This window comes from Burkholderia seminalis DSM 23518 (genome assembly GCF_902832885.1).
In the GTDB taxonomy this organism is placed as follows: Bacteria; Pseudomonadota; Gammaproteobacteria; order Burkholderiales; family Burkholderiaceae; genus Burkholderia; species Burkholderia seminalis.
Map to the genome: position 1 here is coordinate 133134 of NZ_CADFDK010000006.1, position 25219 is coordinate 158352.

The 25219-nt window shown below is 67.5% G+C and carries 21 protein-coding genes; 14 read left to right on the top strand and 7 right to left on the bottom strand.

Annotation, left to right across the window (positions count from 1 at the left end):
• Positions 1 to 25 precede the first annotated feature (25 nt).
• Both HWX00_RS20020 and HWX00_RS20025 read right to left on the bottom strand, forming a co-directional pair.
• Entirely contained in the window at positions 26 to 433 is a 408-nt protein-coding gene (locus HWX00_RS20020; protein WP_175027797.1) for an MAPEG family protein, read from the bottom strand.
• A gap of 333 nt (positions 434 to 766) precedes the next feature.
• On the bottom strand, positions 767 to 1738 hold the full coding sequence (locus HWX00_RS20025) for a GlxA family transcriptional regulator (protein WP_059556559.1): 972 nt from the start codon (positions 1736 to 1738) through the stop codon (positions 767 to 769).
• 112 nt (positions 1739 to 1850) lie between these two features.
• Here HWX00_RS20025 and HWX00_RS20030 point away from each other — a divergent pair, with 112 nt between their 5' ends.
• The 3 genes from HWX00_RS20030 (at position 1851) to HWX00_RS20040 (ending at position 4551) form a co-directional block, all read left to right on the top strand.
• Positions 1851 to 2567, top strand: coding sequence for a GNAT family N-acetyltransferase (locus HWX00_RS20030; RefSeq protein WP_175027798.1), 717 nt, complete (start codon positions 1851 to 1853; stop codon positions 2565 to 2567).
• A 25-nt stretch (positions 2568 to 2592) separates the two neighbouring features.
• Entirely contained in the window at positions 2593 to 3471 is an 879-nt protein-coding gene (locus tag HWX00_RS20035; protein WP_124669972.1) for an SDR family oxidoreductase, read from the top strand.
• A gap of 156 nt (positions 3472 to 3627) precedes the next feature.
• Positions 3628 to 4551: a recombination-associated protein RdgC gene (locus HWX00_RS20040; protein ID WP_175027799.1), complete on the top strand. Its 924-nt coding sequence runs from the start codon at positions 3628 to 3630 to the stop codon at positions 4549 to 4551.
• Between the two features lie 96 nt (positions 4552 to 4647).
• On the opposite strand, the gene HWX00_RS20045 is transcribed toward HWX00_RS20040, so the two are convergent.
• Positions 4648 to 5718, bottom strand: coding sequence for a hypothetical protein (locus tag HWX00_RS20045; protein ID WP_175027800.1), 1071 nt, complete (start codon positions 5716 to 5718; stop codon positions 4648 to 4650).
• Positions 5719 to 5974: 256 nt separating this feature from the next.
• Complete coding sequence (locus HWX00_RS20050; protein ID WP_049030614.1) at positions 5975 to 6376, bottom strand: hypothetical protein; 402 nt, start codon at positions 6374 to 6376, stop codon at positions 5975 to 5977.
• A gap of 527 nt (positions 6377 to 6903) precedes the next feature.
• On the opposite strand from HWX00_RS20050, the gene HWX00_RS20055 reads away from it, so the two are divergent.
• From HWX00_RS20055 to HWX00_RS20080, 6 genes are read left to right on the top strand one after another with little or no spacing between them, the layout of a single operon-like run.
• The gene (locus HWX00_RS20055; RefSeq protein ID WP_175027801.1) at positions 6904 to 7464 is read left to right on the top strand and encodes a GNAT family N-acetyltransferase; all 561 of its coding nucleotides are present in this window, start codon (positions 6904 to 6906) and stop codon (positions 7462 to 7464) included.
• A gap of 58 nt (positions 7465 to 7522) precedes the next feature.
• Positions 7523 to 8470, top strand: coding sequence for an ABC transporter substrate-binding protein (locus HWX00_RS20060; protein WP_175027802.1), 948 nt, complete (start codon positions 7523 to 7525; stop codon positions 8468 to 8470).
• Positions 8471 to 8522: 52 nt separating this feature from the next.
• Complete coding sequence (locus HWX00_RS20065) at positions 8523 to 9572, top strand: LLM class flavin-dependent oxidoreductase (RefSeq protein WP_034191330.1); 1050 nt, start codon at positions 8523 to 8525, stop codon at positions 9570 to 9572.
• Between the two features lie 7 nt (positions 9573 to 9579).
• The gene (locus HWX00_RS20070; RefSeq protein ID WP_034191329.1) at positions 9580 to 10932 is read left to right on the top strand and encodes an LLM class flavin-dependent oxidoreductase; all 1353 of its coding nucleotides are present in this window, start codon (positions 9580 to 9582) and stop codon (positions 10930 to 10932) included.
• A 59-nt stretch (positions 10933 to 10991) separates the two neighbouring features.
• Entirely contained in the window at positions 10992 to 12788 is a 1797-nt protein-coding gene (locus tag HWX00_RS37185; RefSeq protein ID WP_124609821.1) for an amino acid ABC transporter permease/ATP-binding protein, read from the top strand.
• Between the two features lie 36 nt (positions 12789 to 12824).
• Complete coding sequence (locus HWX00_RS20080) at positions 12825 to 13757, top strand: ABC transporter substrate-binding protein (RefSeq protein ID WP_175027803.1); 933 nt, start codon at positions 12825 to 12827, stop codon at positions 13755 to 13757.
• A 70-nt stretch (positions 13758 to 13827) separates the two neighbouring features.
• Here the strand turns inward: HWX00_RS20080 and HWX00_RS20085 are convergent, their stop codons facing one another.
• Both HWX00_RS20085 and HWX00_RS20090 read right to left on the bottom strand, forming a co-directional pair.
• A complete protein-coding gene (locus tag HWX00_RS20085; RefSeq protein WP_059556562.1) occupies positions 13828 to 14922 on the bottom strand; it encodes an LLM class flavin-dependent oxidoreductase in 1095 nt (364 codons plus the stop codon).
• 61 nt (positions 14923 to 14983) lie between these two features.
• Positions 14984 to 15931, bottom strand: coding sequence for an ABC transporter substrate-binding protein (locus HWX00_RS20090; RefSeq protein WP_049035346.1), 948 nt, complete (start codon positions 15929 to 15931; stop codon positions 14984 to 14986).
• Between the two features lie 354 nt (positions 15932 to 16285).
• Here HWX00_RS20090 and HWX00_RS20095 point away from each other — a divergent pair, with 354 nt between their 5' ends.
• The 3 genes from HWX00_RS20095 (at position 16286) to HWX00_RS20105 (ending at position 19532) form a co-directional block, all read left to right on the top strand.
• Positions 16286 to 17203: an alpha/beta hydrolase family protein gene (locus HWX00_RS20095; protein WP_175027805.1), complete on the top strand. Its 918-nt coding sequence runs from the start codon at positions 16286 to 16288 to the stop codon at positions 17201 to 17203.
• Entirely contained in the window at positions 17200 to 17631 is a 432-nt protein-coding gene (locus HWX00_RS20100; protein WP_034191324.1) for a MarR family winged helix-turn-helix transcriptional regulator, read from the top strand. The genes HWX00_RS20095 and HWX00_RS20100 overlap by 4 nt, the downstream gene beginning before the upstream one ends.
• A gap of 455 nt (positions 17632 to 18086) precedes the next feature.
• Positions 18087 to 19532 carry a sialidase family protein gene (locus tag HWX00_RS20105; protein ID WP_034191323.1) on the top strand — a complete coding sequence of 482 codons (1446 nt, stop codon included), beginning with the start codon at positions 18087 to 18089 and terminating at the stop codon, positions 19530 to 19532.
• A gap of 69 nt (positions 19533 to 19601) precedes the next feature.
• On the opposite strand, the gene adhP is transcribed toward HWX00_RS20105, so the two are convergent.
• The gene (gene adhP / locus HWX00_RS20110) at positions 19602 to 20630 is read right to left on the bottom strand and encodes an alcohol dehydrogenase AdhP (protein WP_059556564.1); all 1029 of its coding nucleotides are present in this window, start codon (positions 20628 to 20630) and stop codon (positions 19602 to 19604) included.
• 401 nt (positions 20631 to 21031) lie between these two features.
• On the opposite strand from adhP, the gene HWX00_RS20115 reads away from it, so the two are divergent.
• Together HWX00_RS20115 and HWX00_RS20120 are read left to right on the top strand one after the other, a co-directional pair.
• Complete coding sequence (locus tag HWX00_RS20115; RefSeq protein WP_226193952.1) at positions 21032 to 23110, top strand: TonB-dependent receptor; 2079 nt, start codon at positions 21032 to 21034, stop codon at positions 23108 to 23110.
• Positions 23111 to 23568: 458 nt separating this feature from the next.
• Positions 23569 to 25188 (top strand): methyl-accepting chemotaxis protein, encoded by a 1620-nt coding sequence (locus tag HWX00_RS20120; protein ID WP_082744613.1) that lies wholly within the window; start codon positions 23569 to 23571, stop codon positions 25186 to 25188.
• The last annotated feature ends 31 nt before the right edge of the window (positions 25189 to 25219 follow it).

The window sequence follows — 25219 nt, forward strand, 5'->3', positions numbered from 1 at the left end:
CGGGTAAAACGCAAACAGGCGGCGGTTAGCTCGCGTGTCCGAGCAACACCACGGCGAACGTGAGCGTCGCCGCGAAGCCGGCAAGGAAAGCGATCGTGCGCACGACAGGAATGCCTGCGGCGTAGACAACGTAATGAATCAGCCGAGCGCCCAGATAGAGCCTGGCCGAGAACACCGTCGCCGGGCTGCTCGCCCCCGTCATCGCGCACATCAGCACGAGCGGGGCGAACACGGCGAGATTCTCGATCGCGTTCGCATGCGCGCGCCGTGCACGTTCTGCCCATAGCGGACCGGGCGGAGCGGACGGGTCGGGATTGTTCAAGGCCGCCATCAGGCCATGCGTCGTGATTCTGGCCAGCATGTAGGGGATCCACATCAGCAGCGTCGCGATCGCAGTAAGCGTCAGCAGGTGGAGTTCGGGCGAGTGTGTCATCGGATGGGCCCTGTCGGACTGAAGGTGCAGGACAGATCTGCGGTTGCCGGAAATGCTTCGCAGTCTAGACGCGCGACGAGGCCCTCGCCATAGTCATAAATGACATTAATAGCGACAATCGCGACATCCCATCGATATGGAATTCACCCGTCTTTTTGATCGGGACGATGCATCGGCGAAACGTCGCGCAAACGGCCACGCGTCGCCCATCGGATTCATTCAGGCCGTACGCGACACCAGCTTGCCCGGGACCGGGCCCAGTGCGACATGACCGCGCAGGATGTATTCAGGATTGCTTTCGAGATTGATCCAGCCTTCGTCGACGCCTCACGGTCAACGACCCAGCCGGCTGTTGGCCCGGAGCTCCCGCACCCCACGGCCGAGCCTGCGGCGCAACAAAGCCCGCAACGTCGCCGCATCCGCATAGCCGACCTCGCTTGCGATCCTTTCCAGGTCGTACCCCATCGACACGAGATTCTGCGCCCGTTCGATCCGGAGATCCTGGAAAAACGCCAAGGGCGACTTCCCGAGTACCGCCTCGGTACGGCGCTGCAACGTGCGCGGCCCGACGGCCAGGGCGGCGGCGGCCGTCTGAAGCGAAAAACCCACGGAAAGATTCTCGCGAGCCCATCGCTCGAATCGAGCGACCAGCGGATCCGCGTGCGCAAGGTAATCCGGAATGACGTATTCGGCCTGTGACGAACGCTTGTCGATCAGCATGAAACGCGCAACGAGCGTGGCCAGTTCGGGACTCGCTTGACGCAGCAACCAGAGCGCAAGGTCGAGATGCCCCATTGCCGATCCTGCCGTCACCAGACGATCCGCAGCGACGACCATGCGCGAATCGTTCAGGTCCACGGCCGGATAACGTTGACGAAAGAACGGCGAGAGCGACCAGGTGGTCGTCGCCTCGCGATGATCCAGAAGCCCGGCTTCCGCCAGCACGAACGTACCGATGCAAGCGGCGGCGACGCCGACGCCATCGGCATGCCACGCCCGAAGGTGCGCCATTGCATCGCGCACATCCGGACGCTCCAGTGCCTCGATCAGGCGCTCCGGCTGTCTGATGCCAGGCGCGGGCACGACCACCCAGTCGACGTGGCGTACGCTGCTTGCCGGCTCCGCCAGCATGGACAGTCCGTGCGCGGTCCGGACGCGTCTGCGTACGCCCACTACCCCGACGTCGAAGGGCGGCACGGCAAAGCCCCGCGCAGCAGCCAGTTCATTGGCCATCGCGAAGGTATCCAGCAGCACCGTAAGGCCGGTGTCGAATAGCCCTTCAAGGGCCAGAATGGATAATCTCATGTCGTAAACACATCCATTAATGTCATTTACGACTATAGCCCGCTTTCCGGGGAAAACCTAGACTGCACAGCATTGCAGCGAAGATTCCAGCTGCCTGGCAAAGGGGAAAAGCATGAGCGGTTCGGAACCTGTCGGCCTCGACCATCCCGTCTGGTTGGCCCTCACGACGAAGCAGGCGCACCTCGGACAAGGTGACGCGCTCGCGCGTCGATACCATCCCGATGTGGCGCCTTTTGCCGCGCTGGCCGCCGAAACGCCCGCCGCATACCGGGCGCTCCAAGCCCTCTTACGGCCTCGCGAGCAACTCGCCTTGCTATCCGTCGAACCGATTGGCCCGGTCGACGGACTTCAAACAGAGCATGCGGGCGTGATCCATCAAATGGTCGCCTCGCCTCTCGATGCGGGAATGAGCGATAACGAGGCAATCGTTCGGTTAGGCGCCGCCGACGCGAACGATATGCTCGAACTGGCCCGGAGAACCAAGCCGGGACCTTTCGGCAAGCGGACCGTCGCAACGGGCAATTACATCGGCATTCGCGAACGGGGACGTCTTGTTGCAATGGCCGGCGAACGCATGCGCATCGACGGATACGTCGAGATCAGCGCCGTTTGCGTGGATGACGCGCATCGCGGCAACGGACATGCCTGGCGGCTCGTGAACGTCTTGCGGCGGGAAATCGGGCAGCGCGGCGAAACACCGTTTCTGCACGTATTCAGCGACAACGTTTCCGCGATTCGGCTGTATGAGGGCCTGGGGTTCCAATTACGTCGCACGTTTCATCTCAACCGCATCGGACAGGCTCACGCCGATTCGGTTGCGGCTCTCTAACCTTGCTTGCTGGAAAACACTCGACATGTCCAAAACCATTCTGATCACCGGCGCCAGCAGCGGCTTCGGTCGCGATACGGCGGAGACGCTCTCGGCGGCCGGGCACCGCGTATTCGCGTCGATGCGCGACATCGCCGGCCGCAATCGGCCGCATGCCGACGCCCTTCGGGCAACAGGCGTGCACGTCGTCGAACTCGACGTGACGGACGACGCGTCCGTCGAGCGCGCCGTCGCTTCCGTGCTGGACGATGCCGGGCATCTCGACGTCCTGGTCAACAACGCCGGTATCGGATCGGCGGGTATTTCCGAGGCGTTCACGGCGAAGCAGGTACAGGCACTCTTCGACGTGAATGTATTCGGCATCCAGCGAACGTCGAGGGCAGTACTTCCGACTTTCAGGAAACAGGGCGAAGGCCTGATCGTGAACATCGGCTCGATACTCGGCCGCGTGACGTTTCCGTTCTTCGGTCTCTATGGCGCATCGAAGTTCGCGCTTGAAGCGCTGACCGACAGCTATCGCTACGAGTTGTCGACGTTGGGCATCGACGTCGTTCTCGTTCAACCCAGCAACTATCCGACGAATATCTTCGCGAGCGCGCAACGGCCCTCCGACGCCGCGCGCGCCCCCGGCTACGGTGAAGTCGGTGCGATTCCGGACAAGATGGTGGAGACCCTGATGACGCTGTTCGCGAGCGACGACGCGCCGAATCCGCACGACGTCGCCGAAGCGATCGTGCAGTTGGTCGAACAAGCAAACGGTACGCGCCCACCGCGTTGGGTCGTCGGACAGTCATTCGGTACGGACGCCCTCAATGCCCAATCGGCCTCGATTCAGGCGCAGGTGCTCGACGGCCTCGGACTGGCGCACCTCGCCGAGCCGAAAAGACGATCCGCGGCGGCTTGAGGGTGCGGCCGACGCAGAAGCCCATATCGCCCAGCGGCACTGCCCCCGTCAGCTTCGCGCCGGCCGACGGCCGTCATTTCCGTCGAGGGCGATGACGGCTACTCACTGCTGAAGCCGTCCCTGTCATATAGAATGACGCGCTTTGCCCGTACACCTATGTGGTTCAAGAACCTTCAGCTTCATCGTCTTCCGGCGCCCTGGGCCGTTACCCCCGATCAGATGGAAAAATGGCTGGCGCCCCACGCGTTCCAGCCGGCCAACAGCCTCGAGATGCAGCGCCACGGCTGGGCGTCGCCGCGTGACGACGGCGCGCTCGTGTATTCGATCAACCGGCAGATGCTGCTGGTGTTTCGCGCCGAAAAGAAGCTGCTCCCGGCATCCGTCGTCAACCAGGTGACCAAGGCGCGGGCGCTTGAAGTCGAGGAACAGCAGGGCTTCAAGGTCGGGCGAAAGCAGATGCGCGAACTCAAGGAGCAGGTCACCGACGAGCTGCTGCCGCGCGCGTTCACCATTCGCCGCGACACCCGCGTGTGGATCGATACGGCGAACGGCTGGCTCGTCATCGATGCGGCAGCACAGGCGCTCGCCGACGACGTGCTCGGCCTGCTCGTCAAATCGATCGATCAGTTGCCGCTCGCCGGCGTTCAGGTGGCGCTGTCGCCGGTCGCCGCGATGACGGATTGGCTGCTGTCGGGGGACGCGCCGGGCGGATTCACCGTGGACCAGGACGCCGAGCTGCGCTCGACCGGCGAAGGCGGCGCCACCGTGCGATACGTCGGCCACGCGCTGGAAACGAACGACATGCGCCGGCACATCGAGGCCGGCAAGCAGTGCATGCGCCTCGCGATGACCTGGAACGACAGGATCTCGTTCGTGCTGACACCGTCGCTGACGATCAAGCGTGTCACGCCGCTCGACGTGATCAAGGAAGCCGCGGATCCCACTGCCCAGAACGACGACGAACGCTTCGACTCGGACGTCGCGCTGATGACCGGTGAACTCGCGCGGATGTTGACCGATCTCGTCGATATCCTGGGTGGCGATCAGCAGGACGCGATTCAACGGGCGGCCGCGGCCTGAACGCCGTCGCGGGGCGACGCTCGTCGGCCGCGCGCCGAAGCAGCCGCCGGCCGGCGTCGGCGCCGCTGCGATTGCGGGTTGCCCGCACGCCGGCCGTCAATCGGACGACGCCGGCGACGTGTTTCCCTGCGGCGCACCGCACTGATGACAATGCGGGAAGAAATAGAAATTCCGGCCGCCGCATCCGCATACGTTGAAGAGCCGCAATCCGCAATGCACGCAGAACGTGACATCGTCGCCGCCGAGATTCCATTGCTTGTCGCATGACGGGCAGCGCTTTTTCTCGAGCGAGCGAACGGCCTTTTCGTATCCGATCGTCCGTGCACGTTCCCCCTGGTCCTGCTGCAGTTCGAGCCGCTTGCGTTCGGCATAACGCTGAAAGGCCTTCATCATGTAGAGACCGGCGAATACCGTGAGCACAATGCCGACCAGGACCCGGACGTAGCCACCGAAATTCGGCAGGTACGGGACCAGTTCGATGAAAAACGCGCTCAGCGCGAACAGGCCGAAACCATAGACGAAAGGCCAATAGCGCGCGTTGCGGTAGCGGATGAACAACCCGATCGCGATCAGCAGGATCGGCAGCGTCAGCGCCAGCCGCAGTCCGAACACCTGCAACTCGTAATGCCGGGTCGCCGCGTCGAAGCGCTTTTCGGCGGCGGCGTCCGCGTCGGCGATCTGCGTGTCGACTTCAGTCTGCCGCGATGCCAGTGCCCGTTGCTGGTCGCCGATCGCGTCGATCTGATGCTGCCAGTTGGTCACCACCGCCTGGAGCGTATCGAGCTTGCGGGTTCTCGCCAGAATGTCCGGGTCCCTCGCACTGTCTCCCGTCGCCGAGCGGGTTGCCAGCCAGTTGCGGAAGCTTTCCTTCTCGGCCGCGTACGCCTTCGCGGCGCGGCCGCGCGCCACTTCCATCGTGCTCGCCTGCTCGGCGAGCGCGTCGCGCCGGGCCTGCAGATCGCGCCGCGCCGCGTCCAGTCGCGCTTTCGTCGGCGCATCGGCGAATTGCTCGATGACGGGCGGCCCGCCGCTCGGGGCGAACGCCATGTCGCGAATCACGAGACTGCCGAGCATGTTCAGAAAAACGGCGAAGACGATTGCAATCACCCATGAAGCGAGTCGCAGCAGCCGCGCTGGACGGGTCAGGCCATCGCTCGAAATCCTCATTGTTTTGCCCTTGTTGGAATGGTCATGACCGGATTTGAGTCAGCCCTTTCGGCTGCGCCGGTATTGCCGCCACGTCTTGACAGGGACGGACGGCACGCGCGCTGGCCGATCATCCGCGCGCGACGGCCATTGAAGAATATCGCATGTTCAAGCGGCCCCTGAACGCCGTTCGGACCGGCACGGCAGCCAGGTACCCGTGTCGTCAGGTCGGCGCCGCTCCGCTCGACCGGGCAGGTTCGGCATGCCGGCGCGCAAGCTATCCGAAAACGCGCGCCCAAATCGCACGAAGGCGTCGCGCGCGGTCTTCGAGGAGATAGGAGGCTGCCAGCGCCAAGAGCCCTGAAATGACGCCCGTCAGGATGTGCTCGACATAGGGGATGCGGTAGTGACTCGTGTGCGAATACGCGTCGCCCAGCGTCGTCAGGATGCCGACGACCAGCGCGTTGCCGAATCGGTGCGCGTAGAGTTTCGCCGCGGGCGTGAAAGTCAGGAGGACGGCCAGGAGTCCGGTAAGCAGGCCGGTATGAAAGGCAATGGTCCAGTGGGCAACGCTCATGATATTGCCCCAGCTTCCCGGCATGCAGGTCATGCATGCGCTGGTCGGCTGCCAGAAACGCTGCGCAAACAGTCTGACGCGGTGCTTCCACTCGGATGCCATGATGCATTCCCGTCAATGCCGTTGTCCCGGCCCCCGCCGCCGCCCGTCTCGTCGAAACGGTTACCTGACCTCCAACGAGCCTGCCGCCGTCGTCCCGGATGGGTTGGCCGTGCGCCGTCGACGCCGGGCAATAACGGGGCATGGGGCAATACTACCGGCAAGATCGACGCCCGGATAGCCGGGCGCGGCGCCACGCCGCCTGCTTCTGTCGGCCAATCCCCCGCCTTCCTCTTCGTCGATCACCCGCCAAACGGACCCGGCTTCGCGCAGCACCCGGTTGCCCCACCCCACGCCGGTTGCGAGCCTTCTGACGCCGCCTGCGAAATCCTTATCGAAATTGCTTCGTTCGCCTTTGCCCGTCCCGCCGCTAACGTGTTCGAAACGGCGGCGGCGCGCCCCCGGCATCGCAGGATGCGCAGCAACCGCCGCCATCACGACAACCGCGCCGCGATAACGGAACAGACCGGACGGGCCGCGTGCCCGCACCCCGCCAGGAACGTCCGCATCGCGCGCCCTTCGCGATGCCCATGGCCACGAACGACCGCATCATCGACACGACGCCGCTCGACGTCCGCGCGCAACCGCTGATCGACGCGCTGATCGACGAGTATTCGACCCGTTACGACGCATACCGCCCGGACAGCCGCGCGTCCGCGCGCGACGAACTCGCGCGCTACCCGGCCGACCTGTTCGCGCCGCCCGAAGGCGCATTCGTCCTGCTGCTGCGCGACGGCGAGACGATCGGCGGCGGCGCGTTCAAGCGCTACGACGCGCAGACCGCCGAACTCAAACGCATCTGGACGCGCACCGACCTGCGCCGCCAAGGCCTCGCGCGACGCATCGTCGAAGCGCTCGAACTGCGCGCCTCGCGGCAGGGCTACCGCCGCCTCTACCTGACCACCGGCTTTCGCCAGCCCGAAGCGTGGGCGCTGTACGACCGCACCGGCTATACGCGGCTGTTCGATGCGTCGTTCGACCCGGAAGCGTATTTCCACCTGCGCTTCGGCAAGGATCTCGTCGATCCGTCGCGCACCTCGACGCTCGCCGACCTGTGGGCGCCCGTGCCCGAACCGGTGCTGCCGCGCTGACGGCGCCGCGCCGGACACCTCATTTCTCGCCTTCCGCCTTCCACCACAGGACGTTTTCATGCACCGAGCCGTACCGCTTTCTTCCCGCACCGTGCGCACGCTGGCCGCCGCGCTGATCGGCCTCACCGCCCTCGCTGCCGCGGCAGCCGCCGCGACGTTCGACCTGAGCCCCGAGCAGCGCGGCCGTCCGCGCGGCACGGCGGACGCGGCGGTCGAGCGCGCGGTGCCCGCGTCGTTCAAGTTCGCGGAGCCCGGCACGCTGACGATCGGCATCGCGCCGAGCCTGCCGCCGATCAGCTCGTATGCGACCGACGCGCGCACGGTGATCGGCTTCGACGCCGACATCGGCCAGCTCGTGTCCGACAGCCTCGGCCGCAAGCTGAAGATCGTCGCGCTCGCGTGGGCCGACTGGCCGCTCGCGCTCGAATCGGGGAAAGTCGACGCGGTGATCTCGAACGTGACCGTCACCGAGGAACGCAAGCAGAAGCTCGATTTCTCGACGTATCGCAAGGATCAGGTCGGCTTCTACGTGCGCAACGACAGCAAGATCCAGGCGATCCGCGAGCCGAAGGACGTCGCCGGCCTGCGCATCGTGACCGACGCCGGCACCAACCAGGAAAAGATCCTGCTCGCCTGGGATCGCGAGAACGTCGCGCACGGGCTGAAACCGGTGCAGATCCAGTACTACGACGACCAGGCGATGCGCATCGTCGCCGTGCAGTCGGGCCGGGCCGATGCGGTGTTCAGCGTGAACTCGGTGCTCGCGTACCAGAGCGCGCAGCAAGGCAAGACGCGGCTCGTCGGCGCGATCAGCGGCGGCTGGCCGCGTACGGCCGACATCGCGATCGCGACGCGTCGCGGCAGCGGCCTCGCCGATCCGCTGACCGTCGCGCTGAACGGGCTGATCAAGAACGGCCGCTACCAGCAGGTGCTCGACCGCTGGAACCTCGCGTCCGAAGCGATCGACCAGTCACGCACGAATCCGCCGGGGCTGCCGAAGAGCTGAACACCGCGCGCCACCACCGCCCATCCACGCTCACGCAGGAACGCCGCCCATCATGTCTTATTCGCTTTCGCTGCTGGACAAGAGTCCGATCGCCGACGGCGCGACCGCCGCCGACGCGCTGCGCTTCACCACCACACTCGCGCGGCGCGCCGAACAGCTCGGCTACGCGCGTTTCTGGGTCGCCGAGCATCACGGCACACCGGGCTTCGCGAGTTCTGCGCCGGAAATCGTCGTCGCGCACCTGCTCGCGCATACGTCCCGGATCCGGATCGGCTCGGGCGGCGTGATGCTGCAGCACTACAGCCCGTTCAAGGTCGCCGAGACGTTCAAGCTGCTGGCCGCGCTCGCGCCCGGCCGCGTCGATCTCGGCATCGGCAAGGCGCCTGGTGGCCTGCCGCTGACCACACGCGCGCTGCAGTGGTTTCACGACAAGGCGCGCAAGCCCGACTTCGCGGGCCAGCTCGCGGAGCTCGACGCGTTTCTCGGCTGGGGCGTCGCCGAAGATCATCCGCTCGCCGGCGCGGTCGCGATGCCGGTGGCGCCGCAACCGCCCGAGCGCATCCTGCTCGGCGGCTCGCCGGAAAGCGGTGCGCTCGCCGCGCGCAACGGCTGGCGCTTCTGCTACGCGGGCCATTTCAACGGCGACGATGCGAATCTCGAACGCTCGCTCGATGCATACCGCGGCGCGGGCGGCACGAAGCCGCTCGTCGCGCTGTATGCGGTCGCCGCGCCGACGCGCGACGAAGCCGAGCAATTGATCGGGCCGCTGAAGATCTTCAAGCTGCAGTTCGCGGGCGGGCAGAGCTTCAACCTCGCCAGCGCGCAGGCGGCCGCCGAATTCGCGCGGCAAAGCGGCGCGTCCGACTACCGGATCGACGAACTGCGCCCGACCGTGCTGGCCGATACGCCCGAGCGCATCCACCGCGCGCTCGACGCGTTGAGCCGGCGGCTCGACGTCGATGCATTCGTGATCGATTCGCCGGTGACCGACTACGCGGCGCGGCTCGCGTCGGCCGAATGGCTCGGCGGCGCGCTGTCGGCCACCCCGTTGCAGGCGGCCCTCGCGGCCGACCGCGCCCTCTCCCCTGACCAGAACGCGTGACGCTCCCATGACGACCCGACGATCGATCCCCTTCGGCCTGATGCTGCAAGGCGCAGGCAGCCACATGAACGCATGGCGGCATCCGAGCAACCCGCCGGACGCGAGCATCAACCTCGACTTCGCGATCGGCGTCGCGCGCAAGGCGGAAGCCGCCGGCATCGCGTTCGCGTTCGTCGCGGACGGCCTCTACATCAACGAGAAGTCGATCCCGCACTTCCTGAACCGCTTCGAGCCACTGACCGTGTTGTCGGCGCTGGCGGTCGCGACGAAGAAGATCGGGCTCGCGGGCACGATCTCGACGTCGTACAGCGAGCCGTTCACGGTCGCGCGCCAGCTCGCGTCGCTCGATGCGATCAGCGGCGGCCGCGCGGGCTGGAACGTCGTGACGACGCCGCTCGAAGGCACCGCGAGGAATTTCGGCAAGGCGCATCCCGATCACGAACTGCGCTACGAGATCGCCGACGAATACCTCGACGTCGTGCAAGGCCTGTGGGACAGCTGGGACGACGACGCATTCGTGCGCGACCGCGCGACCGGCCGTTTCTTCGATCGCGACAAGCTCCACACGCTCAACCACCACGGCCGCTTCTTCCAGGTCGCGGGGCCGCTGAACATCCAGCGCTCGCCACAGGGGCAGCCGGTGATCTTCCAGGCCGGCTCGTCCGACACCGGGATCGGACTCGCGGGCAAGTATGCGGACGCGGTGTTCACGCATTCGCCGTCGATCGAGGAAACGGCCGCGTTCACGCGGCGCGTGAAGCAGAGCGCGATCGAGCACGGGCGGCAAGCCGGCGACGTGAAGATCTTCCCCGGCGTCGGGCCGATCGTCGGCCGCACGGCCGCCGAGGCGGAAGACAAATACCAGGCGATCCGCGACCTGCTGACGATCGACGAGGCGCTCGCGTACCTCGGCCGCTATTTCGATCACCACGACTTCACGCAGTACGCGCTCGACGCGCCGTTCCCGGAACTCGGCGACCTCGGCCGCAACAGCTTCCGCTCGACCACCGACCGGATCAAGGCCGACGCGAAGCGGAAAGGCCTGTCGCTGCGCGAAACCGCGCTCGCGGTCGCCACGCCGCGCCCGAACTTCATCGGCACGGCCGAGCATGTCGCCGACGAACTGATCCGCTGGCACGACGCAGGCGCCGGCGACGGCTTCATCCTCGGTTTTCCGGTGCAGGCGCAGGGCGTCGACGATTTCGTCGAACTCGTGATTCCGGTGCTCGAGGCGCGCGGCCGCTACAGCCGCGACCTGCCCGGCGCAACGCTGCGCGACCACCTCGGCCTGCCGCGCAAGGCAAGCCGCCATGCGGCGCCCGGCGCGCCGCACGAAACGGCGGCCGAAGCGCACGCCTGACGCCGCCGCGCCGCCCGTGCGCGGCGCGCCTGCCCGACGACTCGAGGATTTCCAACGACATGAGCGACACGACCCATCTCGGCGGCGCACTGCCGCCGCTCTCTTCCCCCGGCGCGCGCGACGCCGGCACGCGTTTGCGGATCGTGCCCGCGCGCCACCGGTCGCGCACGGCCGGCACCGTGCTCGCGCTGGTGCTGATCGCGATCGCGCTGCATTCGATCCTCGGCAATCCGCAATGGGGCTGGCCGGTGTTCGCCGAATGGTTCCTGTCGCCGCCGGTGCTGTCGGGGCTCGCGCGCACGCTGCTGCTGACGCTGCTGGGTGCGGTGTTCGGCTTCGCGCTCGGCGCGTTCGTCGCACTGGCCCGGCTGTCGCGTTCGCGCTTGCTGTCCGCCAGCGCCTGGACCTTCGTGTGGCTGTTCCGCTCGATTCCGCTGATCGTGCTGCTGCTGATCCTGAACAACCTCGGCTACCTGTACGAACACGTGCGGCTCGGCGTGCCGTTCACCGACATCGTGTGGTTCGAGGCGCCGACCACCGACCTGATCAGCCCGTTCCTCGCGGCCGTGCTCGGCCTCACGCTGAACCACGCGGCCTTTTCCGCGGAAGTGATACGCGGCGGCATTCTCGCGGTCGACCAGGGGCAGCTCGAGGCAGCGGCCGCGCTCGGGCTGCCGCGCGGCCGCCAGACCACGCGGATCGTGCTGCCGCAGGCGATGCGCGCGATCCTGCCGACCGCGTTCAACGACCTGATCTCGCTCGCGAAAGGCACGTCGATGGTGTACGTGCTCGCGATGCCCGAGCTGTTCTACACGGTGCAGGTGATCTACCGCCGCAATCTCGAAGTGATTCCGCTGCTGATGGTCGCGACCGTCTGGTACCTGATCATCCTGACCGTGCTGTCGGCGATCCAGGTGCAGGTCGAGCGGCACTATGCGCGCGGTGCGCTGCGCAATCCGCCGCCGTCCGTGCTCACGTTCGCGCTCGCGCGCATCGGCGTGCTGTGGCGGCGTGCCGCGGCGCGCCGCGCGGCGGCGATCGCGCCGGCCGCAAGTGTTATCCGCGAAGATGTCGCTGCCGACGCCGCGCCGCGCACCGGCGGCGAAGTGGCCGTGCACGGTGTATCGAAGCAGTTCGGCATGCAGCGCGTGCTCGACAACGTGTCGTTCGTCGCGCCGCGCGGCAGCGTGACCGCGATCGTCGGGCCGTCGGGCTCCGGCAAGTCGACGCTGCTGCGCACGATCAACCATCTCGAACGCGTCGACGACGGCTACATCGACATCGACGGCGAACTGATCGGCTATCGCCGCGACGGCGACGTGCTCCACGAGCTGAAGGAGCGCGACGTGCTGAAGCGGCGCACGGCCGTCGGCATGGTGTTCCAGAACTTCAACCTGTTCCCGCACCTGACGGTGCTCGAGAACCTGATCGAAGCGCCGGTTGCCGTCGGCGGCGTCACGCGCGACGATGCCGAACGCACCGCGCGCACGCTGCTCGCGCGCGTCGGCCTCGCCGACAAGGCCGATGCGTACCCGCGCCAGTTGTCGGGCGGCCAGCAGCAGCGCGTCGCGATCGCGCGGGCGCTCGCGTTGCGTCCGAAGGTGCTGCTGTTCGACGAACCGACGTCGGCGCTCGATCCCGAACTCGTCAACGAAGTGCTCGACGTGATCAAGGAACTCGCACGCTCGGGCACGACGCTCGTGATCGTCACGCACGAGATCGGCTTCGCGCGCGAAGTCGCCGACAACGTGCTGTTCATGGAGCGCGGGCGCATCGTCGAGGCCGGACCGCCGGCCGCCGTGCTCGATGCGCCGGCCCATCCGCGCACACGCGCGTTCCTGTCGCGGGTGCTGTGATGCGCGCCGCGCCCCCCCCCTGCAAGGAGCCGCACGATGACCGACCGGCGCCAGTTCATCACCGCCGCGCTGGCCGCGGCGACCGTCCTGCCGTGGCAGGCCGCGCACGCGGCGGCGGCCACCGCCGATCTCGACCCGCGCCAGGCCGGCCGCCTGCGCGCGGACCGCGACGACGCGGCGATCCGCGCGGCGGCCGCCTACCGCTGGGTGCGCGACAGCGCATTCACGGTCGCGATTTCGCCGCACGCGCCGCCCGTGTCGACCTACGCGACCGACGCGCGCACCGTGGTCGGCGCCGATCCCGATTACGCGCAGCTCGTCGCCGACGCGCTCGGCCGCACGCTCGTGCTGGTGCCGATCGCCTGGGCCGACTGGCCGCTCGGGCTGACGTCCGGCAAGTACGACGCGGTGATCTCGAACGTGGGCGTGACCGAGAAGCGCAAGGAGAAATACGACTTCACGACCTACCGGCTCGGGCTGCACGGCTTCTACGTGCGCACCGGCAGCCCGATCGCGAAGATCGCCGAGCCGAAGGACGTCGCGGGCCTGCGGATCATCACCGGCGCCGGCACGAGCCAGGAGCGCATCCTGCTCGAATGGAGCAAGCGCAACGTCGCGCAGGGGCTGAAGCCGGCCGAACTGCTCTACTTCGACGACGATGCGACGGCGCGCATCGCGCTGCTGTCGGGCCGTGCCGATGCGGAGCTGAACCCGAACGCGTCGCTCGCGTACGAGGCCGCGCGCAGCGGCAAGATCCGCCGCGTCGGCGTCGTCAATGCGGGCTGGCCGGCCAATGCCGATGTCGCGATCGCGACGCGTCGCGGCAGCGGGCTCGCACCGGCGCTGACGCTCGCGACGAATGCGCTGATCGGCAGCGGTCGTTACGGGCAGGCGCTCGCGCGTTGGGGGTTGCAGAGCGAGGCGATCGCGCGCGCGGAAACCAATCCGCCGGGGTTGCCGTCGTTCTGAACCGCCCATGCAATCGCCCCGGCATGCCGCGAGGGACCTGCCGGGGCGATTCGACGTGCGGGCTGTTCGTCTATGCCGGCACGGCTGCCTGATGCCGGTCGAGTTCCGCAACATGCGCGTGAATCGCCGGGATCAGGTCGCGCCCGTAGGCCAGCGCATCGTCGAGCGGATCGAACCCGCGAATCAGGAACGTCGACACGCCGAGCCGGTAATACGCGCCCAGCGCCCGCGCGACCTGTTCCGGCGTGCCGACCAGCGCGGTCGAATTCCAGCGCGCGCCGGTCAGGTTCGCGACCCCCATCCACAACCGCTCGTCGAGCACGTCGCCCTGTGCGGCCGCTGCCATCAGCCGCTGCGAGCCCGCATTCTGCGGCGCATGCCCGGCAATCGGCTGGCCGTTCGCGACCCGCGCCGCGCGCACGCGCGCGCGGATCGCCTCGGCCTTCTCCCAGGCGGCCGCCTCGGTATCGGCAACGATCGGCCGGAACGACACGCTGATACGCGGCGCACGCCCGAACGGCGCGGCGGCGGCCCGCACGCGCGCGATCTGCTCGCGCACCGCTTCGAGCGGCTCGCCCCAGGTCATGTAGACGTCCGCATGCTCGCCCGCGACCGCCAGCGCGGCCGGCGACGACCCACCGAAATAGATCGGCACATGCGGCCGCTGCGTGCCCTTCACGAGCGGCGACGCGCCGCGCAGCCGGTAGAACGTGCCGTCGTGATCGACCGGCGCGTCGGCCAGCCAGATCCGCTTCAGCACGTCGAGATATTCGCCGGTGCGGCGGTAGCGCGCATCGTGCGGCACGAAATCGCCGTCGCGCTGCAGGTCCGCGTCGTCGCCGCCCGACACGACATTCAGCGCGAGCCGGCCGCCGCTGAACACGTCGAGCGTCGCGATCTGCCGCGCGGCGGCCGACGGCACGATCACGCCCGGCCGATGCGCGAGCAGGATGCGGATGCGCTCGGTCGCGGCGGCCGCGAACGACGCGACGATGAAGCCGTCCGCCGCGTTGCTGAAATGGCCGACCAGGATCTGGTCGAAGCCGGCCGCCTCGTGCGCCTGCGCGAAGCGGCGCACGTAATCGGGCTGGACGGCCGCGCCGCCCGGTACGTCGACCTCCGCGCCGGGCGTCGCGGTGATCATGCCGATGATGTCGACTGGCATGTCGGAATGTCCTTGGGTGGATCGATCGGGAATCGGGAAAATCGCCGGAATGGCCGGACGGTCACTGCGCGGCGGCCGTCTTCTGCGCGGGCACCGCGAATGCGCCCGCATACGAGCGGTCGAGCAGTTTCGACGTGTCGTATGCGACCGGAATCACGCCGGCCTTGTGCAGGAAGTCGGCGGTATTCTGCGCGTCCTTCGCGGCCGTTTCGTCGACCGGGCCGACGCGCTGCTTCGCGTTGTTCAGCCAGCGGTACGCGACGTCCGGTTCGAGCTTCGCGCGCTTCGCCCATAGGTCCGCGTACTCGCGCGGATGGCTGTCGACCCACTGACGCGCGGCCACCACGCGCCGCAGGAAGTCGGTGATCTCGGCGCGCTTGCCCGATGCGGCCTGCTCGTTCGCGGCGACGAAACTCAGCGCGGGCATCAACCCCTGCGCGGTCGTCACCGTCCGCGCGCCTTGCCGCAGCGCGAGGGTGCTGACGAACGGCTCCCACAGCGACACGGCGTCGACCGAGCCGTTCGCGAGCGCGTTGGTCGCATCGATCGGCATCAGGTACGCGTACTTGACCGAATCGGCGCGCAGGCCCGCGTGTTCGAGCGCGCGCAGCACGAGCTGCTGGCTCCACGCGCCGCGCCAGACGGCGATGGTCTTGCCCTGCAGGTCGGCCACGGTGCGCACGGGCGAATCCTTCGGCACGAGGATCGCGACGCCGTCGAGGCTTTGCCGCGATACCGCGACGACCTTGACCGGCGCGCCGCGCGCGGCCAGCGTCAGCAGCGCGGAATCGCCGAGGAAGCCGACGTCGATCGCATTGCCGTTCAGGCTTTCGGCGACGGGAGCGGCGGCCTGGAAGTGCTTCCACTCGATCGTGTAAGGCAGGTCCTTCAGCGCGCCGGACGCCTCCATCGACGCCTGGATGTTGAAGTAGTTCTGTTCACCGACGCGCAGCGTGACGGTGTCCTTGGCAAAGCCCGGCTGGGCGGCAAGCGCCAGCAAGAGCGCCATGACGATTCGGCTCGACAACGTGATCTCCCGGAAGGTTGGCAGGCGGCCCCGCGAAGGCGGCGCCGCGTCGTCCGCCGAGTGCTACGAAAGGCGGACCGGATGAAACCGGTGACGATACGTCGATCTGCTTTATGAGACAAACGCAATATTCTTCTTTGTAAAGATGCAAATATTTTATGAAGCGAGTGCAATCGCACCGGACTCGCCCCGGACCGCCGCCGTTCGCCGTTCGCCGTTCGCCGTTCGCCGTTCGCCGTTCGCCGTTCGAATGATTACTCGATAGATATTTCGTGCGCGAAATAAATCCGGGACTATATTTCGTATGCGAAACAACTACCCGGAACGAGCACGGCCATGACCTCCCAACCCATCGAGTTTTCCGCCGCCGACGGCTACACGCTGCGCGGCACGCTGTGGTCGCCGGACGCCGCGCCGCGCGCGCTGGTGCTGATCCATCCGGCAACGGCCGTGCCCGAACGGCTGTATGCGGGCTTCGCGCGCTTCCTGACCGAACGCGGCTTCGCGGCGCTGACCTACAACTACCGCGGCATCGGCGCGTCGCGGCCCGCGCTCCTGGCCGCGCTGCGCTCGCGCATGCGCGACTGGATGGAGCTCGACGTCGGCGCCGCGACCGCATGGGCGCGGCAGGCGTACGAAGGTCTGCCGCTGCTGGCGGTCGGCCACAGTGTCGGCGGGCATGCGATCGGACTGTCCGCCGCGACGCCGCACCTGCGCGCGGCGGTGCTCGTCGCCGCGCATGCGGGCAGCACGCGGCTGATCGCGCGGGCGGCCGAACGCGTGAAGGTGCGGCTGATCCTGCGCGTGCTCGGCCCGCTGACGTCCATGTTGCTCGGCTACGTACCCGGCAAGCGGCTCGGGCTCGGCGAGGATCTGCCGGCCGGCGTGTTCCGCGAATGGAGCCGCTGGACGACGCTGCCGCATTATTTCTTCGACGATCCGACGCTCGGCGCGGCCGAGCGCTTCGCGAAGCAACGGTTGCCGATTCTCGCGCTCGGCTTCGACGACGATCCGTGGGCGAACCCGGCCGCGATCGGCCTGCTGGTAAGCTATCTGACCCGCGCACAGGTCGAACGCCGCCAGATCGATCCGCACGCGGCGGGCAGCGGCCCGGTCGGGCACATGGGCTTCTTTCGCAGCCGGCCCGGCACCGTGCTGTGGCCCGACGTGGCCGACTGGCTCGCGCGGGCACTCGACACGCCGCGCACCGCGGGCCGTCCCTCCCTTTCCATTGCAGCCGGGAACCCAGCTTGAGCGAAGACCGACGACTCTTTTTCATGTTGAACATCGGCCAGCGGCGCGTGCAGCGCTGGATCGACCGCAAGGCCGAAACCGAGACGCGCGCGAGCGCCGCGCAGGCCGGCGCGCTGTTCTGTCTCGCGAAGCAGGACGGCGCGCTGATCGGCGAAGTCGGCGCCGCGCTGCAACTCGCGCCGTCCGCGATGACGGGCCTCGCCGACCGCATGGCGAAGGCCGGCCTCATCGCGCGTCACGCCGATTCGGACGACGGCCGCGCAACGCGGCTGTACCTGACCGACGACGGCCACGCGGCGCTCAAGCGCGCGCGCGTGCTGCTGCGCGAACTGAACGGCAAGCTGTGCGACGGGTTTTCCGACGACGAACTCGATGTCGTCGCCCGCTGGCTGCACGCGTTGCAGGACCGGTTTCCGGCCGAGCGCTGAACGGCGCGCTCCCCGTCCGTCACCGGGCCGCACCGGCATCAATCGAAGCAATTGCGATTCGCGTTATCGATTCGATTTCCATGCCGTCGCGACGGCAAATTTTGCGTGGCCGGCACACACCGCCGGCAACGCTTTCCGGCTACTTACTGTTACAAAAAACTGCCTGTCGGGCAGCATTCGAATCACCTACATTGCAATCCACCTCGACACATTCGTCGCATGCCCGGACCGGCCTTCCCGCCGAGTCGACCTCCCAGGCACACCCGACAAGCAATGAAAATGAAGAGGAGTCTTAACCGATGTGCTGGCGGATTCCAGCGCACGCGGATCGCGATGACTGAAGCGGCATCCTGAACGGCACGCAGCGGCGGGCGCGGCACGATTCGCCGCGCCCCGGCTCGCGTGGCCGTGCGCGCGCCATCTCGTCGCCACCGCCCGTCAACGAGGAGCAGTCCATGCGACGCACGATCGTGTCCCCTTCGCTTGTCACCCGCCTGTCCGCCGCGATGGCGATGGCCGCCGCTGCCGCGGCGCACGCCGAGCCTGTCGTCGTGTCCGGCCCGAGCCCGTTCGTCGCGTGCACCATCGGCGGCCCCGGCACCAACTACGTGAATGCCGAAGTCGAGCCGTGGCTCGCGGTCAACCCCGCGAACCCGACGAACATGATCGGCGTGTGGCAGCAGGACCGCTGGTCGAACGGCGGCGCCCACGGGCTCGTCGCCGGCTACACGTTCGACGCGGGCGCGACCTGGGCCCGCACGCCGCAGCCGTTCAGCGCATGCGCGCCGGGCGGGCTGAAGTACGAGCGCGCGTCCGATCCGTGGGTATCGTTCGGGCCGGACGGCACCGCGTATTCGGTATCGATCTCGTTCAACCAGTCGAACAACGCCAACGCGGTGGCCGCGTCGGTATCGACCGACGGCGGACAGACGTGGAGCAGCCCGGCCGTGCTGATCGCGAACGACGAGCCGACGACGCAGTTCTTCAACGACAAGGAATCGGTGACGGCGAACCCCGTGAAGGCCGGCACCGCCTATGCGGTATGGGACCGCCTCGAGCTGCCGAACGGCAACCCGTACGCGAACCTGCATACGCAGGCGTTCCGCGGACCGACGCTGTTCTCGAAGACGACCGACGGCGGCAAGACATGGAGCGCCGCGAAAGTCATCGTCAACGTGCCGTCGCGTCAGCAGACGATCGGCAACCAGATCGTCGTCGATCCGAAGAGCGGCACGCTCTACGACTTCTTCGACCTGATCCAGCCGCCGTTCAGCAAGGCCGCCGGCAAGGTCGCGTTCATCCAGTCGAGCGACGACGGCGCGACGTGGACGAAGCCACGGGTGATCGCGGGGCTGCAGACGGTCGGCGTCACCGACCCGAACACCGGCGAGCCCGTGCGCACCGGCGACATCATTCCGGAACCCGCGATCGATCCGGCCTCGGGGCAGCTCTACGTGGTGTGGCAGGACAGCCGCTTCAACGGCGGCAAGTACGACGAGATCGCCGTCTCGACGTCGAAGGACGGCGGCGCGACGTGGAGCACGCCGCAGCAGTTGAACACGCCGACCGGGCGCCCCGCGTTCAATCCGTCGGTGCGCGTCGACAACACGGGCGCCGTGATGGTCACCTACTACGACTTCCGCGATCTGCAGGCCGGCAACACGACGACGCTGCCGACCGGCTTCTGGCGCAAGATCTCGCATGACGGCGGCACGACGTTCGCCGACGAGCGGCGCGTCGGCGGCCCGTTCGACATGAAGCTCGCCCCCAACGCCGAAGGATTCTTCATCGGCGACTACCAGGGGCTCGACGTGCTCCCGTCATCGTCGTTCCACCCGTTCTTCGTGCAGACCAACGCGGGCAACCTGACGAACCGCACCGACGTGTTCTTCGCACCGTGATGCGAGGCTGACCGCCGCGCCGCCGCACGATGCCGGTCGGCGCGCGGCGGCACGCGCAGGGTCACGGCCTCACTGCATGTCGGTCAGCACGATGCGTCCGTCGACCTTTCCTTCCCGCAGCTTCGCGAATACGTCGTTGATGTTGGCGAGCCGGTCGCGGTGGATGTGCGCGCGCACCAGGCCGTCCGCCGCGAAATCGAGCGACTCCTGCAGATCGCGCCGCGTGCCGACGATCGACCCGCGCACGGTGATGCCGTTCAGCACGGTCGAGAAGATCGGCAACGGGAAATCGCCCGGCGGCAACCCGTTGAGCGCCACCGTGCCGCCGCGCCGGACCATCCCGAGCGCCTGCGCGAACGCGCTGCGCGACACGGCCGTGACGAGCACGCCGTGCGCGCCGCCGATTTCCTTCTGGATCACTTTCGCGGGGTCGTCGACCGACGCATCGATCGTCAGCTGCGCGCCCAGTTGCCGTGCCAGCGCGAGCTTGTCGGGCGAGATGTCGACGGCCGCGACGTGCAGGCCCATCGCACGCGCGTATTGCACGGCCACGTGCCCGAGACCGCCGATGCCGGAGATCGCCAGCCACTGGCCCGGGCGCGTATCGGTGACGCGAATGCCCTTGTAGACCGTGACGCCTGCACACAGGATCGGCGCGATCTCGTCGAATGCCACCTGCGCGGGCAACTGGCCGACGTAATCGGGATCGGCCAGCACGTATTCCGCGTAGCTGCCGTTCACCGAATAACCGGTGTTCTGCTGGCCGTGGCACAGCGTTTCCCAGCCCGTGCAGCAGTACTCGCAATGGCCGCATGCCGTGTAGAGCCACGGTACGCCGACGCGGTCGCCCTCGCGCACGTGCGTGACGCCCGCGCCGACCGCGGCAACGATGCCCACGCCTTCATGGCCCGGAATGAACGGCAGCGACGGCTTGACCGGCCAGTCGCCGTCCGCCGCGTGCAGATCGGTATGGCAGACACCCGACGCCTTGATGTTGACGAGAATCCGGCCGGGCCCCGGCGCAGGGATCGGGACTTCCTCGATGCGCAACGGCTCGCCGAACGCGTGTACCACGGCCGCTTTCATGGTCTGGGTCATGCGTTGCTCCTGTCTGGTCGATGAGCGACCCAGTATCCGGTTTCGGCGTCGGAGCACGTTGATACGGGTCAACGCATCGGGACGGATGCGTCGACCGGCGCGGATTCGCCACGGTCGCAGCGGGGACGAAGCTCGCAGCGGCGGACACCGCCCGCTCGCCGCCGCCCTCCCGGCGATCGGGCTGAAGCCCCGCGCCGACAGCCGTTCAGCTTGGATTTTGTAATGATATAACATATCATTTCGCGAACTCGTCCGCCCGACGCCATCCCGCGTTGAGCGACCGGGCCTCGTCGAGCCATGTTTCAACGGGTCACTGCGCGTCATTGACGCAACAATATATCGTATCCAGCCGTGATCCGCATCGCTCGTTATCCGATCCGATTCCAACCGATTCACCGACCATGCGCGACCTCCCTCGCTTACCGCTTCGCCCGCTCTCGTCCCTGTCGCTGATGGTGTTCGCCGCCGTCGCCCACGCGCAGACCGATGCGCCCGCCTCGTCCGGCACGCCCGCCGCCGCCCCGCTCGCGCCGATCTTCGTGACCGCGAACCCGCTCGGCGACACCGAGCTGATCGCGCCCACCGTCCAGCTTTCCGGCGATGCTCTGACGCGCCGCCAGGCCGATTCGCTCGGCGAAACGCTCAACGGGCTGCCCGGCGTGTCGACCACGACTTACGGCCCGATGGTCGGCCGCCCGATCATCCGCGGGATGGACGGCGACCGGATCCGGCTGCTGCAGAACGGCGTCGCGGCCTACGATGCGTCGTCGCTGTCGTACGACCATGCGGTGCCGCAGGATCCGCTGTCGATCGAACGCGTCGAGATCGTGCGCGGCCCGGCCGCGCTCCTGTACGGCGGCAACGCGGTGGGCGGCGTCGTCAACACGATCGACAACCGCATTCCGCGCGAAGCGATCCAGGGCGTGGCGGGTGCGCTCGACGCGCGCTACGGCGGCGCGAATTCCGTGCGCGCGGGCGCCGCGCAAGTCGAAGGCGGCAACGGCCGCTTCGCGTTCCACGTCGACGCGTTCGACCGAGAAACCAGCAAGCTGCGGATTCCCGGCTACGCGCGCAGCAGCCAGCAACGCGCGATCGACGGCCCCGACACGCCGCAACCGGAAGGCAGCGTGCCGAACAGCGACGGACGCGTGCACGGCGGCGCGGTCGGCGCGTCGTACACGTGGGCCGACGGCTTCGCGGGCCTGTCCTATAGCGGCTACGAATCGAACTACGGTTCCGTCGCGGAAAGCGACGTGCGGCTGCGCATGCGCCAGGAACGCCTGGCGCTCGCATCCGAGGTGCGCAACCTGAGCGGGCCGTTTACGAAGCTGAAGTTCGATTTCGCGTACACCGACTATCGCCACAAGGAAGTCGACAACGGCGAGACGGCGACCACCTTCCGCAATCGCGGCTACGAGGCGCGCATCGAGGCGCGGCATCGCAAGATCGGCCCGTTCGAAGGCGCGATCGGCGTGCAGTTCGGCCAGAACACGTTCTCCGCGCTCGGCGACGAAATGCTCGTGCCGTCCACGCGCACCAACAGCGTCGCGCTGTTCGGCCTCGAGGAATGGCAGGTCGTCCCCGCGCTGAAGCTGAGCCTCGGCGGGCGCTTCGAGCACGTGAAGGTCGATCCCGATCCGGCCGGCGTCGAGAAATTCGCGGGCGCGCAACCGCGCGACTTCAACGCGGGCAGCCTGTCCGCCGGCGCGCTGTTCTCGCTGACGCCGGTATGGTCGGTCGCGGCCAACGTCGCGTACACCGAACGCGCGCCGACCTTCTACGAGCTGTATTCGAACGGCCCGCACGATGCGACCGGCCAGTTCCTGATCGGCAACCCGAATGCGTCGAAGGAAAAAGCCGTGTCGACCGACCTGTCGCTGCGCTACGCGAGCGGCCCGAACCGCGGCAGTGTCGGCGTGTTCTACAACCGCTTCTCGAACTACCTGACCGAGTACAACACCGGCCGCGTCGTGGACGACGACGGCGACCCCGTCGCGCCCGGCACCGACGGCTCGCTCAACGAGGCGATCTATCGCGGCGTGCGCGCCGAGTTCTACGGCGTCGAACTGGACGGCAAGTGGCGCGCGTTCTCGCGGCGCGGCCACACGGTCGACCTCGAACTGACGGCCGACTACACCCACGCGCGCAACGTCGACACGGGCCGGCCGCTGCCGCGCATCGCGCCGCTGCGCGCGACGCTCGCGGCCGACTACGGCTACGGGCCGTTCGGCGCGCGCGCGCAGGTCACGCACGCGTGGTCGCAGCATCGCGTGCCGGACAACGATTTTTCGACGGACGGCTATACCTCGCTCGGCGTGATGCTGACCTACAAGTTCCGCGTCGGCCCGACGCACTGGCTCGCGTACCTGCGCGGCGACAACCTGACGAACCAGGACATCCGCTATTCGACGTCGGTCGTGCGCGGCTTCGCGCCCGAAGGCGGGCGCAGCGTGATGGCCGGATTGCGCACCACGTTCTGACCCTCCCAAGGCTCGCGGCGTCCGCCGCGGGCCGCTCCGGCGCGCCTGCAGGGCGCGCCCGTTTCCGTTCACCCGCCCATTGCGCCAATCAAGCGACGCACACCCGGACCGGCGCTCTCCCCGATTTTCCGAAAACGAAATTCCGTTATTCACCCGTAAATCGAATCAAAATCGTCAGACGATTGCAAATAAAATAGAAGTTTCTTGTTTCACCAATAAAACCGGTTTCAAATTCCATGTATAAACCCTTGAATCAAGGGCGATCCGCGTTTTTTGATCTGGATCAAGAATCCCCTCCGGACAACGCTTCCAGCGCTAAAAAAACGAATATCAGGGTTTTCGAAGGGTAAAGAATCATCCGGTATACCCGTTAATGCCGGCACGAGCCCGTATCTGGTCGAACAATAAATTCCATTTGCCAACTACTCACGCAGGGGCACAACGTGAAAATCGCCAGAATGAGCATCAAGACAAAACTCCTTGGCGGCTTCGGCCTGCTCGCCGCGGTCGTCGTGATCGTGTCCGGCATGGCCCTCAAGGCACTGTCCGATACGAACGCCGAGTTCTCCCGCTACATGAACGGCATCAGCGCGCGGGCGAACCTGTCCGCGCAAATCCGCACCGCGGTCGACCGTCGCGCGATCGCCGCGCGCAACCTCGTGCTCGTGACCAAGCCGTCCGACGTCGAAGCCGAACTCGCCGAAGTGAACCAGGCGCACAAGGACGTCCAGGAACGTCTCGCGAAGCTCAAGGACATGATGGCGAACGCAACCGATACCTCCGATCGCGCACGCGAACTGGTGGGCGACATCGTGCGCATCGAGGGCAATTACGGGCCCGTCGCGCTGCGCATCGTCGGGCTCGCGCAGGCCGGCAAGAAGGACGAGGCGACCGCCGACATCGACGACAACTGCCGCCCGCTGCTCGCGCAGCTGGTGCGCGCGACCGATGCGTATGCAACCTATACGCATGAACGCGAACTCGCGCTCGCGCAGCAGTTCGCGGACCGCTACGCGATGGAGCGCAACCTGCTGGCCGGCATCTGCCTGATCGCGGTTGCGGTCGCCGTGGCCGGCGGTCTGTGGCTTACGCGCAAGATCACGGTGCCGATCGGCTCGGCGGTGGACGTCGCACGCACGGTCGCGAACGGCGATCTCGGCAGCCGCATCGAGGTCAGCGGCAACGACGAAACGCGCGACCTGCTCGACGCGCTGCGAACGATGAACGAGCGGCTGATCGGCATCGTCGGGCGCGTGCGCGATTCGTCGAACAGCATCGCGCACGCGGTGAGCGAGATCGCGTCGGGCAACCTCGACCTGAGCCAGCGCACCGAGGAACAGGCCGCGTCGCTGCAGGAAACCGCCGCGACGATGGAGGAATTCACGTCGACGGTGCGGCTGAACGCGGAGAATGCGCAACAGGCAAGCACGCTCGCCGCGAATGCATCGGACGTCGCGCAGCGCGGCAGTTCGGTGGTCGGCCGCGTGGTCGACACGATGACGGAAATCGGCCAAAGCTCGTCGAAGATCGCCGACATCACGGGCATCATCGAGGGCATCGCCTTCCAGACCAACATCCTTGCGCTGAACGCGGCTGTCGAAGCCGCACGCGCGGGCGAACAGGGTCGCGGCTTCGCGGTCGTCGCGAGCGAGGTGCGCAGTCTCGCGCAACGCTCGTCGACGGCAGCGAAGGAAATCAAGGAGCTGATCTCCGCGTCGGTGCAGACGATCCAGGACGGCTCGGCGCTCGCGGGGGAAGCCGGCAAGACGATGTCCGACGTCACGCAGGCCGTCGCGCGCGTGACGGACATCATGGGCGAGATCGCGGCCGCCTCGGCCGAGCAGAGCCGCGGCATCGACCAGGTGAACCTGACGATCACGCAAATGGACGAGACGACGCAGCAGAACGCGGCGCTCGTCGAGCAGGCCGCGGCCGCATCGAAGTCGCTCGAGGCGCAGGGCCGCGAACTGTCCGAAACGGTCGCCGCATTCCGGATGCCGTCCGGTGCGCATGTGACGTCGCACGGCGTACATGCGCACGAGGCCGACATGCGTCACTGGCAACCGGCCGCCGTGTAACCCGCCGTATAGCCGATACGTCCGGGAGACG

What these genes read in the sequence shown, in the direction of transcription:
- HWX00_RS20020 (WP_175027797.1), bottom strand. Translation starts at nt 433, where the DNA reads ATGACACACTCGCCCGAACTCCACCTGCTGACGCTTACTGCGATCGCG.
- HWX00_RS20025 (WP_059556559.1), bottom strand. Translation starts at nt 1,738, where the DNA reads ATGAGATTATCCATTCTGGCCCTTGAAGGGCTATTCGACACCGGCCTT.
- HWX00_RS20030 (WP_175027798.1), top strand. Translation starts at nt 1,851, where the DNA reads ATGAGCGGTTCGGAACCTGTCGGCCTCGACCATCCCGTCTGGTTGGCC.
- HWX00_RS20035 (WP_124669972.1), top strand. Translation starts at nt 2,593, where the DNA reads ATGTCCAAAACCATTCTGATCACCGGCGCCAGCAGCGGCTTCGGTCGC.
- HWX00_RS20040 (WP_175027799.1), top strand. Translation starts at nt 3,628, where the DNA reads ATGTGGTTCAAGAACCTTCAGCTTCATCGTCTTCCGGCGCCCTGGGCC.
- HWX00_RS20045 (WP_175027800.1), bottom strand. Translation starts at nt 5,718, where the DNA reads ATGAGGATTTCGAGCGATGGCCTGACCCGTCCAGCGCGGCTGCTGCGA.
- HWX00_RS20050 (WP_049030614.1), bottom strand. Translation starts at nt 6,376, where the DNA reads ATGGCATCCGAGTGGAAGCACCGCGTCAGACTGTTTGCGCAGCGTTTC.
- HWX00_RS20055 (WP_175027801.1), top strand. Translation starts at nt 6,904, where the DNA reads ATGGCCACGAACGACCGCATCATCGACACGACGCCGCTCGACGTCCGC.
- HWX00_RS20060 (WP_175027802.1), top strand. Translation starts at nt 7,523, where the DNA reads ATGCACCGAGCCGTACCGCTTTCTTCCCGCACCGTGCGCACGCTGGCC.
- HWX00_RS20065 (WP_034191330.1), top strand. Translation starts at nt 8,523, where the DNA reads ATGTCTTATTCGCTTTCGCTGCTGGACAAGAGTCCGATCGCCGACGGC.
- HWX00_RS20070 (WP_034191329.1), top strand. Translation starts at nt 9,580, where the DNA reads ATGACGACCCGACGATCGATCCCCTTCGGCCTGATGCTGCAAGGCGCA.
- HWX00_RS37185 (WP_124609821.1), top strand. Translation starts at nt 10,992, where the DNA reads ATGAGCGACACGACCCATCTCGGCGGCGCACTGCCGCCGCTCTCTTCC.
- HWX00_RS20080 (WP_175027803.1), top strand. Translation starts at nt 12,825, where the DNA reads ATGACCGACCGGCGCCAGTTCATCACCGCCGCGCTGGCCGCGGCGACC.
- HWX00_RS20085 (WP_059556562.1), bottom strand. Translation starts at nt 14,922, where the DNA reads ATGCCAGTCGACATCATCGGCATGATCACCGCGACGCCCGGCGCGGAG.
- HWX00_RS20090 (WP_049035346.1), bottom strand. Translation starts at nt 15,931, where the DNA reads ATGGCGCTCTTGCTGGCGCTTGCCGCCCAGCCGGGCTTTGCCAAGGAC.
- HWX00_RS20095 (WP_175027805.1), top strand. Translation starts at nt 16,286, where the DNA reads ATGACCTCCCAACCCATCGAGTTTTCCGCCGCCGACGGCTACACGCTG.
- HWX00_RS20105 (WP_034191323.1), top strand. Translation starts at nt 18,087, where the DNA reads ATGCGACGCACGATCGTGTCCCCTTCGCTTGTCACCCGCCTGTCCGCC.
- adhP (WP_059556564.1), bottom strand. Translation starts at nt 20,630, where the DNA reads ATGACCCAGACCATGAAAGCGGCCGTGGTACACGCGTTCGGCGAGCCG.
- HWX00_RS20115 (WP_226193952.1), top strand. Translation starts at nt 21,032, where the DNA reads ATGCGCGACCTCCCTCGCTTACCGCTTCGCCCGCTCTCGTCCCTGTCG.
- HWX00_RS20120 (WP_082744613.1), top strand. Translation starts at nt 23,569, where the DNA reads ATGAGCATCAAGACAAAACTCCTTGGCGGCTTCGGCCTGCTCGCCGCG.